The sequence below is a fragment of the Paracoccus sp. SSJ genome (assembly GCF_030234105.1).
Lineage (GTDB): Bacteria > Pseudomonadota > Alphaproteobacteria > Rhodobacterales > Rhodobacteraceae > Paracoccus > Paracoccus denitrificans.
Genome location: NZ_JASSPE010000001.1, coordinates 410,283 through 423,079 on the forward strand (window position 1 = coordinate 410,283; position 12,797 = coordinate 423,079).

Below are 12,797 nucleotides of genomic sequence, written 5' to 3' on the forward strand. Positions count from 1 at the left end.
CCCTCCCCTGCGGATGTGTCGATTCCCGTAATTTAGAACGATCTAAATCCAGCAAATGCAAAAGTCAACCCGCATCCGAGCCGCTGCTCTCCCGGACCACCAGGCGCGGCGCCAGGATCGAGCGCTCGACCGGCGCCCCGGCATCGGCCAGCCGCCGGGCCAGCAGGCGCGCGGCGGCGACGCCAATCCCCGCCGGGTCCATGGCGACGCTGGTCAGCGGCGGATAGGTCAGCTCGGCCAGCGGCAGGTCGTCCAGGCCGACCACCCCCATGTCGCGCCCCGGTTCCAGCCCCGCGCGGCGCAAGCCCAGCATCAACCCGGCGGCAAGCACGTCGTTGAAGCACAGCACCGCCTCGGGCCGGCTTTGCAGCGCCAGCACCTCGGCCGCCGAATGCGCCGCGCCTTCCCAGGTCAGGTCGGCCTCGACGATGCCGGCATCCGTGGCGCCGGTCTCGGCCAGGGCGCGGGCAAAGCCGGCCAGCCGCTCTTCGCGCGCCGAGGTGCGGGCGCTGACCGACAGGAAGGCGATGCGGCGGCGACCGAGGCCGACCAGATGCTGCACGGCCAGCCGCACGCCCTCGATATAATCCGCGCCGGCATAATCGGTGGCGTCGCGGCCGATCTCGCGCAGCGATTGCACGACCGGCAGGCCCCAGCGGCGCATGCGCGCGGGCAGGTCCGGGTCTGTTCCCGCCGCCGGGCACAGGATCACGCCATCGACGCCATGGCCGCGAAAGCGTTGCAGGATCTCCTCCTGCCGCCGTGGGTCGTCCTGGCTGTTGGCCAGCAGCACGACCCGGTCGTCCTCGCCCATCACCCGCTCGACGCCGGCCAGGAACTCGGTGAAGAACGAGTTCACCAGATTGGGCACGATCACCCCCACGGTGCGGCTGCTGTTGTTGCGCAGCCGCGCGGCGCCGATGTCGCGGACATAGTCCAGGTCGGCCATCACCTGCTCGACCTTTTCGCGGGTGTGATCGGCGACCAGGGGCGATTTGCGCACCACCAGCGACACGGTGGCGCGCGACACGCCGGCGATCCGTGCGACCTCGTCCAGCGTGACCCGTTTGCGCTGCATGGCGATCCCCCTTCATGGCTCTCTCATGGGATTCGTGCCGGGAGGCGGGATGTCAAGCCCGCAGCGGATCGCCCTTCAACGCAGCGGGCCGGAGAACCGCTGGATCGCGGCCAGGATCGCCTGGAAACTGCGCCGTGCGCGGTCGCTGTGGCGACGGGCGCGCAGATAGCCGTGAGGCAGCTCCGGTTCGTTGCGCCAATGCGCCGCGACGCCCTCGGCCCGCAGCCGCCGCACATAGTCGCGCCCGTCGTCGCGCAGCGGATCGACATCGGCGGAGACCACGAATGCCGGCGCCAGCCCGGCAAGGCTGTCAGCCTGCAAGGGATGCGCCAGCGGATCGACGGGGCCTTCGCCATGCAGCGCGGCGTGATAGCCGGCCAGATCCTCGGTCCGCAGCAAGGGCGCCTCGGCATTCTCGCGATACGAGGGCGCGCTGCCGTCGCCGCCAAGGCCGGGATAGACCAGCACCTGCCCCAGCGGCTGCCGCGCGCCGCGCAGCGACAGGCAAAGCGCGGCGGCCAGCAGCCCGCCCGCGCTGTCGCCCGCGATCACGGCGGGACGGTCCAGCGCATCCCAGACCGCCTGCACATCCGCGATCTGCGCCGGCCAGCGATGCTCGGGCGCCAGCCGGTAATCGACCGCGACCACCTGCAAGCCGGTGGCGTCGGCGATCTCGGCGCAGACATCGTCATGGCTGTCGAGCCCGCCGACCACGAAACCGCCGCCATGCACATAGACGACCGCCACCGGGGTATCCGCACCGTAGATGCGGCAGGGCACGCCGCCGATCCGGCGATCCTGAACCGGCAGGCCGGGCGGGCGCGGGGCGCGAAAGACGGCGCACATCGCATCGTAGAAGCGCCGGTTGTCGGCGGCGCTGGCGCCGTTCGCCTCGGGCGGATAGGCGGCCTCGGTCCGGGCGATGAAGTCCAGCACCTGCGGGTCCGTGATCATGCCGCGCCCTCGGCGATGCGACCCTCGGCGATGCGTCGCGTCAGCCAGTCCGGGTCCATCTGCGGCACCGAGGCCAGCAATTCACGCGTATAGGCATGGCGCGGCGGGTCCAGCACCTCGGACCTCAGGCCCTTGTCCATGACCCGTCCGCCCTTCATCACCACCACCTCGTCGGCGATGGCGCGGACGGTGGCGATGTCATGGGTGATGAACATGTAGCTGACGCCGGTTTCGTCCTGCACCTTGCTGAGCAGCCGCAGGATACCTTCGGCCACCAGTTGGTCCAGCGCGCTGGTCACCTCGTCGCAAATGATGAATTCGGGGTCGGCGGCCAGCGCGCGGGCAATGCCGATGCGCTGCTTCTGTCCGCCCGAAAGCTCGGCCGGCAGGCGGTCGAGAAAGCGCGCCGGTTCCAGCTCGATCTGTTCCATCAGCTCATGCAGCCGCGTCTCGCGCGCGCGGCCGGTCAGGCCCAGGTAGAATTGCAGGGGCCGCGACAGGATCTGGCGGATGGTCTGGCGCGGGTTCAGCGCCGTGTCGGCCATCTGATAGATCATCTGCACCGCCCGCTTCTGTTCCAGCGTGCGCTGCGCCAGGCGCGGCGGCAGGGGCGTGCCGTTCAGCGCGATGCTGCCCGCGCGCGGCGGCAGAAGCCCGGTGATCGCCCGCGCCGTGGTGGATTTGCCCGAACCGGATTCGCCCACCACCGCCACGGTCGCGCCGCGCGGGATGTCGAAGCTGACCTCGCTGAGCACGTCCAGCGAGGAATAGCCCGCCGTCACCTCGCGGATGCCGATCGTCGGCGCGCTGGCCTGCGGCAGGGTGCGCGGCGGCCGGCGGAACTCGCGCACCGCCCAGAGCGAGCGGGTGTAGTCCTGCGCCGGCGCCTCGATCATCCGGCGGGTCGGCGCATCCTCGACCTCGCGGCCGTGGCGCATGACCTTGATGCGGTCGGCCATCTGCGCGACCACGGCCAGGTCGTGGGTGATGTAGATCGCCGCCGTGCCGGTGGTTTCGACCGCCTGCCGGATCGCCGCCAGCACGCCGATCTGCGTGGTCACGTCCAGCGCCGTCGTCGGCTCGTCGAATACGATCAGGTCGGGCTTGCAGGCCATGGCCATTGCGACCATCGCCCGCTGCAATTGCCCGCCCGAGACCTGGTGCGGAAAGCGCAGGCCGAAATTCTGCGGATCGGGCAGGTGCATGGCGGCGTAAAGCCGGCGCGCGAAATCCTCGGATTCGGCGCGGCCCGCCGTGTGGTGGATCGCCGGCCCCTCGCAGAACTGGTCCAGAAGCCGCCATGCCGGGTTGAAGCTTGCCGCCGCCGATTGCGCGACATAGGCGACGCGACGGCCGCGAAAGACGCGGCGCTGGCGCTCGGGCAATTGCAGCAGGTCGGTGCCGTCGAAGATCACCCGCCCACCGGCAAAGCGCAGCCCGCCCTGCGCGAAACCCAGCGCCGCAAGGCCCAGCGTGGACTTCCCGGCCCCGGATTCGCCGATCAGCCCGACGACCTCGCCCTTGGCCACCTGCAGGTCCACGCCGTGCAGGATCGGGGTCCAGCCTTCCTCGCCCCGCGCCTCGACCTTCAGCTTTTCGATGTTCAGCAGCATGGTTCAGTCCTTCAGACCCGAGGCGCGGTGCAGCATCCAGTCCACCACGAAATTGACCGAGACCGTCAGCACCGCGATGCAGGCGGCGGGCAGAAGCGGCGTGACGTCGCCAAAGGTGATCAGCGCCGCATTGTCGCGCACCATCGCGCCCCAGTCCGCCATCGGCGGCGGCAGGCCGAGGCCCAGGAAGCTGAGCGCCGAGATGGTCAGGAACACAAAGCAGAAGCGCAGCCCGAACTCGGCGATCAGCGGCGCCGAGATGTTCGGCAGCACCTCGCGGCTGATGATCCACCATGTCCCCTCGCCGCGAAGCTGCGCCGCCTCGACATAGTCCATCACCATGACGTTCATCGCCGTGGCGCGGGCCAGGCGAAAGACCCGCGTGGAATCGAGGATCGCCACCACGACGATCAGGTTCGCCACCCCCGGCCCCAGCGCCGACAAGGCCAGCAGCGTCAGGATCAGCGCCGGCACCGCCATCAGCACGTCGACCAGCCGCGACAGCGCCAGATCGACCCAGCCGCCCAGGGCGGCTGCCAGAAGGCCGGCCACGCTGCCGATGCCGAAGGCCAGCGCCGTGGTCACCAGCGCCACGCCCACGGTATTGCGTGCGCCCCAGATCAGCCGGGACAGCATGTCCCGGCCCAGCGTGTCGGTGCCAAGGGGATAGGCGGCGCTCCACGGCTCGAACTGGGCGCCGACGATCTGCGCCTCGGCATGGGGGGCCAGCAGCGGCGCGAACAGCGCGATCACGGCATAGGCGGCGATGACCAGCACCCCCAGGATCGCGGTCGGCGGCATGGTTTTCAGCATCCGTATCATGGCCTTACCTCGGATGCAGCAGGCGCGGGTTCGTGGCGATCGCCAGAACGTCGGCCAGCAGGTTCAGCAGGATATAGACCGCGGCAAAGATCAGCGCGCAGGCCTGCACCACGGGAATGTCGCGATTGGTCACGCTGTCCACCATCAACTGGCCAAGGCCGGGATAGACGAAGACCACCTCGACGATGACGACGCCGGTGATCAGCCAGGCCACGTTCAGCGCCACCACGTTGACGATGGGCGCCAGGGCATTCGGCAAGGCGTGGCGGGTGACCACGCGCCAGCGCGACACGCCCTTCAATCGCGCCATGGTGACATAGGGCGCGCCCAGCACGTTGACGACCGCCGCCCGCGTCATCCGCATCATGTGGGCGGTCACCACCAGGACCAGCGTGATCGCGGGCAGGAAGGCACGGCCCAGCATCTCGGCCAGCCGCGGCGAGGCGCCGGGATCGGCGATCGAGGGGAACCAGCCCATCCTGACCGACAGCCAGAACATCAGGATGTAGGCGATGAAGAATTCGGGAAACGAGATCGCCGACAGCGTCGCCACATTGGCGATGCGGTCGAACCAGCTGCCGCGCCACAGGGCGGCGAGCAGGCCCAGCCCCACCGCCAGCGGCACCGCGATCACCGCGGCATAGGCGGCCAGGAACAGGGTGTTGCCCAGCCGCGCGGCCAGCAGGTCCGCCACCGGCCGGCCGTTGGCCAGCGAGCGGCCGAAATCGCCGCTAAGCACGCCACCGACCCAGTCGAGATAGCGCCAGGCCAGGGGTTGGTCGAGGCCAAGCTCGCGCCGGAAGGCCGCGACGGTCTCGGGCGTGGCGGACTGGCCCAGCACCTGCTGGGCGATGTCGCCGGGCAACAGGCTGACGGCCAGGAAGATCAGCACCGAGATGACGAACAGCGTGAATACCCCGATGCCCAGCCGGCCCGCGATCATCCGCAGGATGGGCCGCCGCCGGGCCTCGGCGGCGCTCATGCGGTGGCCTCCTTCTGGCGGATCGGGCGGATGCCGGCGCCGGCATGGTCGGGATGCGGCGCGCGGTCCTGCGCCGCCACCCGGTCCAGCGCCTCCAGCAGCGCCGGCGGCATCGGGATGGCGCGGCCCTCGCCGGTATCGACATGCAAAAGCATATGCTCGCCGGTCGCGACCTCGGTCCCGTCCTGGCGCAGGATGGCGTGATGCAGGCGAAAGCGTTTGGGGTCATGGCCCAGCAGCCGGGTCTCGACCGTCAGCAATTCGCCCGCCTTCACCTCGGCCAGATGGCGGATATGGGTCTCGACCGTATAGGCCGAGCGGCCCTGCGCCCGGTAATCGGCATCCAGCCCGATATGGATCAGGAAGGCGTCGGTCGCATCCCCCAGAACCTGGAGATAGCGGAATTCGGTCATGTGGCCGTTGTAATCGACCCAGCCGCCGGTGACGCGGACCTGATGGATGCGCAGCGGGTAGCCGCTGGCCGGCGCGGGCTGGCGGGCATAGAAGCCGTCCTCCTGCGCGCGCACGATCTGGCCGACGCCCCAATCGTTCGCCTTGAGCGCCTGGAAGATGCCGACCAGGTTGTCGTCGCGGATCCGCTCCAGTTCGCGGATCGAGTGCCGGCCCGACTGCGCGTCGGACTGGCCGGCGATGCGGTCGATCAGCGCATCGTCAAGGTCGGGCACGTCCATCAGCTTGGTCCAGGGCCATTTCAGCGCCGGGCCGAACTGGCCCAGGAAATGCCGCATCCCGGCCTCGCCGCCGGCGATGCGATAGGTCTCGAACAGGCCCATCTGCGCCCAGCGCAGGCCGAAGCCGAAGCGGATGATGTCGTCGATCTCTTCGGTGGTGGCGATGCCGTCATGCACCAGCCACAGCGCCTCGCGCCAGACGGCTTCCAGCAGGCGGTCGCCGATATGGGCGTCGATCTCGCGTGCGATCCGCACCGGCTTCATGCCGATTTCGGTCAGGATCTCGCAGGCGCGCCCGGCCGCTTCGCCGCCGCCCACGACCTCGACCACCGGCAAGAGATAGACCGGGTTGAACGGATGGGCGACGAGGATGCGGCCGGGATGCCGCGCCCCCTGCCGCAATTCGGACGGCTTGAAGCCCGAGGTCGAGGAACCGATCAGCGCCGTCTCGGGCGCGGCGCCCTCGATCTCGGCGATGATGCAGTGCTTCAGGTCCAGCCGCTCGGGCACGCTTTCCTGGATATAGTCGGCACCCGCGACCGCCTCGGCCACCGATCCGGCCCAGAGGATGCGCCCCGGCCGGGGCAGCGGCGCCTGGAACAGCTTTTCCCAGGCGCGGGTGGCGTTCGCCAGCACCTCGCCGACGATGCGCTGCGCCTCGGGGTGGGGATCGTGGACCGCCACGTCATGCCCCGAGAGGATGAAGCGGGCGATCCAGCCGCCGCCGATGACCCCGCCGCCGATTGCCGCGATCTTCATGCCTGCCACCACCGTTCCACGATCTTCCAGCCGTCGAGGAAGCGGTTCGACGCCACCTCGCCATGGGCCACCTTGTCATTGGCCACGTCGATATAGTTGACGAAGATCGGGATGATCGTGCCGCCATCCTCGGAAACCAGCCCCTGCATCTCGCGATACATCTCGGCGCGCAGACCTTCGTCCAGCTCGGCCCGCGCCTTCAGCAGCAGTTCGTTGAATCGCTCGTTGTCCCAGTGGCTTTCGTTCCACTCGGCGCCCCGGGCATAGACCAGGCTGAACATGTCGTCCTCGGTCGGGCGGCCGTTCCAGTAGCTGACGCAAAAGGGCTTCTTCAGCCAGACATTCGACCAATAGCCGTCGTCCGGCTCGCGCTTGACGGTCAGGTCGATTCCAGCGGCCTTGGCCGATTGCTGGAACAGCTGCACCATGTCCAGCGCCCCGACCGAAGCCGCGTCCGAGGCGGAAATCTCGACCTTCAGCCCGTCCATGCCGGCCTGTTTCAGGTAATGCTTCGCCTTGTCCGGGTCATAGGCCCGCTGCGGCAGGTCGGCGGCAAAGAAGCGGTTCGCCGGCGCGATGGGACTGTCATTGGCGATCTGGCCATGGCCGCGCAGCACCTTGTCCAGCACCTCCTGCCGGTCGATGGCGTATTTCAGCGCCAGCCGCAGGTTCGGATCGGTAAAGGGCGCCTGGTCGCAGAACATCGGCATGGTGTAATGCGCGGTCCCCGTCACCTCGACCAGTTGCAGGCCCGGCCGGCGCTGCAACAGGTGCAGGGTAGCCAGGTCGGGCGAGTTGATGACATCGACCTCGCCGGTCATCAGCGCATTCTGCCGGGCAGTGGCATCGTTGATGGTCAGCAGCACCGCCTCGTCGAACCAGGCGCGGTCGGGCTTCCAGTAATCGTCGCGGCGCTTGAGCGTGATGCGCACGCCCGGCTCGAAATTCTCCAGCACATAGCCGCCGGTGCCCAGACCCGACTGCCAGTCCAGCGTGCCGTCCTCGTTCGCCGGCATGATGACGAAGTGATAGTCCGAGGTCAGATAGGCGAAATCGGCATTGCCCGAGGTCAGTTCGAAGACCATGACATTGTCGCCATCGGCGCGGATCTCCTTGACCTGCTCAAGCGAGCCCTTGGCGCCGGACTTGGTATCCGCGCCGCGATGATGGTCGAAGGACGCGATCACGTCCCTGGCTGTGAGCCTGCGCCCGTCCGAGAAGGTAACGCCGTCCTTCAGGCGGAAGGTCCAGACGCGGGCCTCGGCATCGGGCTCGAACTCGGCCAGCTCGGGGACGGCCTGGCCCTTGGCATCGATCTCGACCAGGTTGTTGCAGACCGCCAGCATCGCCGTCACCACCGGCCCCGCGGCATAGGTCGCCGGGTCCAGCGTGTCCGAGGTCGCGCCGCCCAGATGGCCGATGCGCAGCCTGCCGCCGCGCCGCGCCTCCTGCGCGCGCGCGCCGCGCGGCAGGATCAGCCCCGCCGCCGCCATGCCTGCCGCGCCGGCCAACAAGCCCCGCCTGGTCAGCCCCTGCCCCGTCGGATTGAAACTCATGATGGACCCCCTGTCTGTTTTTGGATTGGTTCTGTTTATGGATCGGTTCGGCCTGCGGCTCAGCGCCGGGTCAGCTTCAGCTTGTCGCGCACCTCCTGCGGGCCGAGGATGCGGCAGCCCATGGCATTCAGGATCGTCGCCGCCCGTTCGACCAGATCGCCGTTGCGGGCCAGCACGCCCTTGTCCAGCCAGATGTTGTCCTCCAGCCCGACGCGCACATTGCCGCCCGCCAACGCCGCCTGCGCCACATAGGGAAGCTGCATCCGCCCGATCGAGAACATGGAATAGACCCAGCTCGGCGGAATATTGTTCACCATCGCCATCAGGCTGTTCGGATCGGCCGGCGCGCCATAGGGGATGCCCATGCACAGCTGGATCATCACCGGATCGTCGATCAGCCCCTCGTCCACAAGCGTCTTGGCCAGCCACAGATGGCCGGTGTCGAAGACCTCGATCTCGGGCCTGACCCCCGCCGCCTGGATGCGCGCGGCCATGGCGCGCAGGGTGCCGGGCGTGTTGGTCATGACGTAATCGGCCTCGGCGAAATTCATCGTCCCGCAATCAAGGGTGCAGATCTCGGGCAGCAATTCCTCGACATGCACCAGCCGCTCGCTGGCGCCGATCAGGTCGGATTGCGGCGACAGCGGCAACGGCGCCTCGGCCGAGCCCAGCACGATGTCGCCGCCCATGCCCGCCGTCAGGTTCAGCACCACGTCGGTGCCGGACGAGCGCACCCGCTCGACCACTTCGCGATACAGCGCCGGATCGCGCGACGGCGCGCCGGTTTCGGGGTCGCGCACATGCACATGGGCGATGGCCGCGCCCGCATTCGCCGCCTCGATGCAGGCCTCGGCGATCTGCTTGGGCGTGACCGGCACCAGGTCGGATTTCTTGTGGCTTTGTCCCGATCCGGTCACCGCGCAGGTGATGAAGACGTCACGGTTCATTCATGGCTCCGGCAATGTGTGATTTCATCGCAGCCTGACAGCAATTCCGCTGGCATGATGTGCATTTTCAGCCATAATCTTTTCCTATGTCGCCAAAATCGCCACTGCATCTGACCTTCGTGCTGTTCGACGGTTTCTCGAACATGGTGCTGGCCAGCGCCATCGAGCCGCTGCGGGCGGCGCGCGACCTGTCGGGGCGGCGGCTGTTTTCCTGGCAGATCGGCTCGCTTGACGGCAGGGCGGTGACCAGTTCCTCGCGGCTGGCGATCTCGGTCGATCTGCCGCTGGAGCGGGTGGGGGCGACGGATGCGCTGATCCTCGTCTCGGGCTACGGCATGCGCGACCATCTGCAGCGCGCTTCGGTGCAGGCGGTGCTGCGCAAAGCGCGCGGCCTGCCGGTGGTCGGCGGCCTTGATACCGGGGCATGGCTGCTGGCGCAGATGGGCCTGCTGGCCGGGCGCCGCGCCGCGATCCACTGGATGGAGCGCGAGGCGCTGGCCGAAGCTTTCCCCGAGATCACCGTGGTGCCCGACCCCTATGTCACCGACGGCAACATCGTCACCTGCGGCGGCGCGCAAAGCGTGCTCAGTTGGTCGCTGGACCTGATCGGCGCGCAGGCGGGCGAGGCGCTGCGCTTCGACGTGGCGAACATGTTCGGCCGGGTGATGGGGCGCAGCACCGATCCGGTGGAATGGCAATTGCCCAGCCGCATGACCGACAGCGCCCTGCCATCGTCGCTGCAACGCGCCATCGTCGCCATGCGCGAAACGGCCGAGCAGCCCTTGCCCCTGCCCCGCATCGCCGAGCGTGCGGCACTGTCGCTGCGCAGCATGGACCGGCTGTTCCATGCCCACCTGGGGCTGTCGGCCGGCGGCTATTACCGGCAGATCCGGCTGTCCCATGCGCGAGCGTTGGCGCTGGAAACCAAGCTGACGCTGGGCGAGATCGCCTCGCGCACCGGCTTTTCCTCGCCCGCGACGCTGGCGCGCGCCTATCGCCGTGCCTTTGGCGAGACGGTGCGGAAAACCGCGGCGCGATAGCGGTCAGAGGGCGGCCAGACCGGCGCCGAGTCCATCAAGCAGGTCGCGCCGATCCTCGAGCCCGACCGAAAGGCGCAGCAGCCCATCGCCGATCCCGGCGCGGTGCCGCGCCTCGGCGCCCATGCTGACATGGGTCATGGTCGCTGGATGGGCGATCAGGCTTTCCACCCCGCCCAGCGAATCCGCCAGGGTGAAGACCCGCACCGCCTCGACGAGGCGGCGCACGGCGGGCAGGCCGCCTTGCAATTCGAAACTCAGCATGGCGCCGAAGCCGTGCTGCTGGCGCGCGGCAAGGGCATGGCCGGGATGCCCGGGCAGGCCGGGATAATGCACCGCCGTCACCTCGGGCCGGTCGCGCAGGAACTCGGCCACCACCATGGCGCTGGCCTGCTGTTGCTCGATACGGGCGAAAAGCGTGCGGATGCCGCGCAGGGTCAGGAAGGCATCGAAGGGCGACCCGACGCTGCCGGTGATGTTGGCCCATTCCGCCAGCGCCTCGGCATCCTCGGCTCGCGCGGCAATCACGGCACCACCCAGCACGTCGGAATGGCCGTTGAGGTATTTGGTCGTGGAATGGATCACGAAATCCGCGCCAAGCAGGAAGGGTTGCTGCAAGGCGGGCGACAGGAAGGTGTTGTCCACCGCCACCCTTGCCCCGGCCTCGTGCGCCTGCGCTGCCAGCGCGGCAATGTCCGTCACCCGCATCAGCGGGTTGCTGGGCGTCTCGATCAGCAGAAGCGCCGGGCGCCCGGCCAGCGCAGCGGTCATGGCGGCCGGATCGCCAGGATCGACCAGCGCCAGCCGAAAGGCGCCGCGGTCGCGCCGCGCGGTCAGCAGCCGTTGCGTGCCGCCATAGCAGTCATGCGGCGCGACGATCAGCCCGCCCGGCAGCACCTGCGCAAGCAGCAGGTCCAGCGCCGCCATGCCCGACGAGGTGACGACGGCGCCCGCGCCATGCTCCAGCCCGGCCAGCGTCTCGGCCAGCAGGTCGCGGCTGGGATTGCCGGCGCGGGTATAGTCATAGCCGCGCGTCCGGTCGAAGCCGGCAAAGGCATAGCTGGTGCTGAGATAGATCGGCGGCACGATGGCGCCAAAGGGATCGCGGCCGCCCACGCCGTTGGCCGCCGCGATGGTGCGGTCACGCGGTTCATCCCCTGCCATCGCAGCCTCTTTTTCCGGGCCGGCCCCACCCGGCCAAAGCTGCAATGGCCCACCGTCGCCGGTGGCCCGATAAGCCGAAATCCCGAAACTGCCATTCGCTCATCGGGTTGTCCTGCGCTTCCCGTCGACCCCCGCCGCACCCGGATGGGCGCGATGGGGATCGGTCCTGTTCCGGCATGAGGATGGCATTCTGGAACAGGGCAGGCAAATTCATTATATTTCACTTACCAGCAATAATCTTGCATTCATTCATGGACATCAATCAGGCCCGCACCTTTCTTGAGATCGTGCATTCCGGCAGCTTCGTTGCTGCCGCCGAGCGGCTGAACATCACCCAGACCGCGGTCAGCGCACGCATCCGCACGCTTGAGGAAAGCCTGGGCCGGCGCCTGTTCATCCGCAACAAGGCCGGCGCGCGGCTGACACCAGCGGGTGAGCGCCTGGTGCGCCACGCCACCGCCATTCTGCAAGTGTGGGAGCGGGCGCGCCAGCAGGTCGCCCTGCCGCCGGGTCGCAGCGCGGGCGTGCATCTGGGCGGGGAACTGAGCCTGTGGCATCCTCTGCTGGCCGACTGGCTGGTCTGGATGCGCCGCGAATGCCCCGACATCGCGCTGCGAGCCGAGGTGGACAGTCCCGCCAACCTGATGGCGCGGGTGCGGGAGGGCTCGATGGACGTGGCGGTGCTCTACAACCCGCCCCCCACGCCCCATCTGGTCAGCGAATTGCTGGCCGAGGAAAAGCTGGTGCTGGTGACCAACGCCCCCGACCGGCGCTTTCGGGCCGAGGATTTCGTCCTTGTCGATTGGGGTCCGAATTTCGCCGCCAGTTTCGAGGCTTCTTTTCCCGAACTCGGCAGCCCGCCGGTCTCGATCTCGCTGGGGCCGCTGGCGCTGACCTATCTGCTGACGGTGGGCGGCTGCGGCTATTTCCGGCTGGGCATCGTCCGGCCCTTCCTGGCCGACGGGCGGCTGGCGCTGGTGCCCGGTGCGCCGGAATTCTCGCATTCCACGCATATGGTCTATGCCCATCATGGCGATGGCGACGTGCTGGAGCGGGTGCGAACCGGGTTGAAAAGCGTCGCAGCCGCGCCGTTGAACCTGCAGCAGGCCACGGAAATCGCGCCGCGATAGGCGCGCGGCAGGCCGCGAAGCCGGGATTTCCGTCGATCGAACCGCGGCCTTGGCATATTCAAT

The 12,797-nt window shown here is 68.6% G+C and carries 11 protein-coding genes; 2 read left to right on the top strand and 9 right to left on the bottom strand.

Features of this window, described 5'->3' with window-relative positions; all coding sequences use genetic code 11:
* Nucleotides 1-64: 64 nt before the first annotated feature.
* From QPR87_RS01955 to QPR87_RS01990, 8 genes are all read right to left on the bottom strand, one after another.
* Nucleotides 65-1,078 (bottom strand): LacI family DNA-binding transcriptional regulator, encoded by a 1,014-nt coding sequence (locus QPR87_RS01955; RefSeq protein ID WP_231000690.1) that lies wholly within the window; start codon nt 1,076-1,078, stop codon nt 65-67.
* A gap of 75 nt (nt 1,079-1,153) precedes the next feature.
* On the bottom strand, nt 1,154-2,032 hold the full coding sequence (locus tag QPR87_RS01960) for an alpha/beta hydrolase fold domain-containing protein (protein ID WP_285048020.1): 879 nt from the start codon (nt 2,030-2,032) through the stop codon (nt 1,154-1,156).
* A complete protein-coding gene (locus QPR87_RS01965) occupies nt 2,029-3,645 on the bottom strand; it encodes an ABC transporter ATP-binding protein (protein WP_285048022.1) in 1,617 nt (538 codons plus the stop codon). The genes QPR87_RS01960 and QPR87_RS01965 overlap by 4 nt, the downstream gene beginning before the upstream one ends.
* Before the next feature lie 3 nt (nt 3,646-3,648).
* Nucleotides 3,649-4,467, bottom strand: coding sequence for an ABC transporter permease (locus QPR87_RS01970; RefSeq protein ID WP_011751293.1), 819 nt, complete (start codon nt 4,465-4,467; stop codon nt 3,649-3,651).
* A 4-nt stretch (nt 4,468-4,471) separates the two neighbouring features.
* Complete coding sequence (locus tag QPR87_RS01975) at nt 4,472-5,449, bottom strand: ABC transporter permease (RefSeq protein ID WP_011751292.1); 978 nt, start codon at nt 5,447-5,449, stop codon at nt 4,472-4,474.
* Nucleotides 5,446-6,900: a carnitine 3-dehydrogenase gene (locus QPR87_RS01980; RefSeq protein ID WP_285048025.1), complete on the bottom strand. Its 1,455-nt coding sequence runs from the start codon at nt 6,898-6,900 to the stop codon at nt 5,446-5,448. The genes QPR87_RS01975 and QPR87_RS01980 overlap by 4 nt, the downstream gene beginning before the upstream one ends.
* Complete coding sequence (locus QPR87_RS01985) at nt 6,897-8,456, bottom strand: ABC transporter substrate-binding protein (RefSeq protein ID WP_285048026.1); 1,560 nt, start codon at nt 8,454-8,456, stop codon at nt 6,897-6,899. The genes QPR87_RS01980 and QPR87_RS01985 overlap by 4 nt, the downstream gene beginning before the upstream one ends.
* Nucleotides 8,457-8,515: 59 nt before the next feature.
* Nucleotides 8,516-9,403 carry a beta-keto acid cleavage family enzyme gene (locus QPR87_RS01990; RefSeq protein ID WP_285048027.1) on the bottom strand — a complete coding sequence of 296 codons (888 nt, stop codon included), beginning with the start codon at nt 9,401-9,403 and terminating at the stop codon, nt 8,516-8,518.
* A gap of 86 nt (nt 9,404-9,489) precedes the next feature.
* Between QPR87_RS01990 and QPR87_RS01995 the strand changes: the two genes are divergently transcribed.
* Nucleotides 9,490-10,443 (top strand): GlxA family transcriptional regulator, encoded by a 954-nt coding sequence (locus QPR87_RS01995; protein ID WP_285048029.1) that lies wholly within the window; start codon nt 9,490-9,492, stop codon nt 10,441-10,443.
* Nucleotides 10,444-10,446: 3 nt separating this feature from the next.
* On the opposite strand, the gene metB is transcribed toward QPR87_RS01995, so the two are convergent.
* Nucleotides 10,447-11,604, bottom strand: a complete 1,158-nt coding sequence (gene metB / locus QPR87_RS02000; protein ID WP_285048030.1) for a cystathionine gamma-synthase — start codon at nt 11,602-11,604, stop codon at nt 10,447-10,449.
* 251 nt (nt 11,605-11,855) lie between these two features.
* Here metB and QPR87_RS02005 point away from each other — a divergent pair, with 251 nt between their 5' ends.
* On the top strand, nt 11,856-12,734 hold the full coding sequence (locus tag QPR87_RS02005; protein ID WP_285048032.1) for a LysR family transcriptional regulator: 879 nt from the start codon (nt 11,856-11,858) through the stop codon (nt 12,732-12,734).
* Nucleotides 12,735-12,797: the final 63 nt, after the last annotated feature.

What these genes read in the sequence shown, in the direction of transcription:
- metB (WP_285048030.1), bottom strand. Translation starts at nt 11,604, where the DNA reads ATGGCAGGGGATGAACCGCGTGACCGCACCATCGCGGCGGCCAACGGC.
- QPR87_RS01975 (WP_011751292.1), bottom strand. Translation starts at nt 5,449, where the DNA reads ATGAGCGCCGCCGAGGCCCGGCGGCGGCCCATCCTGCGGATGATCGCG.
- QPR87_RS01965 (WP_285048022.1), bottom strand. Translation starts at nt 3,645, where the DNA reads ATGCTGCTGAACATCGAAAAGCTGAAGGTCGAGGCGCGGGGCGAGGAA.
- QPR87_RS02005 (WP_285048032.1), top strand. Translation starts at nt 11,856, where the DNA reads ATGGACATCAATCAGGCCCGCACCTTTCTTGAGATCGTGCATTCCGGC.
- QPR87_RS01995 (WP_285048029.1), top strand. Translation starts at nt 9,490, where the DNA reads ATGTCGCCAAAATCGCCACTGCATCTGACCTTCGTGCTGTTCGACGGT.
- QPR87_RS01980 (WP_285048025.1), bottom strand. Translation starts at nt 6,900, where the DNA reads ATGAAGATCGCGGCAATCGGCGGCGGGGTCATCGGCGGCGGCTGGATC.
- QPR87_RS01985 (WP_285048026.1), bottom strand. Translation starts at nt 8,456, where the DNA reads ATGAGTTTCAATCCGACGGGGCAGGGGCTGACCAGGCGGGGCTTGTTG.
- QPR87_RS01970 (WP_011751293.1), bottom strand. Translation starts at nt 4,467, where the DNA reads ATGATACGGATGCTGAAAACCATGCCGCCGACCGCGATCCTGGGGGTG.
- QPR87_RS01960 (WP_285048020.1), bottom strand. Translation starts at nt 2,032, where the DNA reads ATGATCACGGACCCGCAGGTGCTGGACTTCATCGCCCGGACCGAGGCC.
- QPR87_RS01955 (WP_231000690.1), bottom strand. Translation starts at nt 1,078, where the DNA reads ATGCAGCGCAAACGGGTCACGCTGGACGAGGTCGCACGGATCGCCGGC.
- QPR87_RS01990 (WP_285048027.1), bottom strand. Translation starts at nt 9,403, where the DNA reads ATGAACCGTGACGTCTTCATCACCTGCGCGGTGACCGGATCGGGACAA.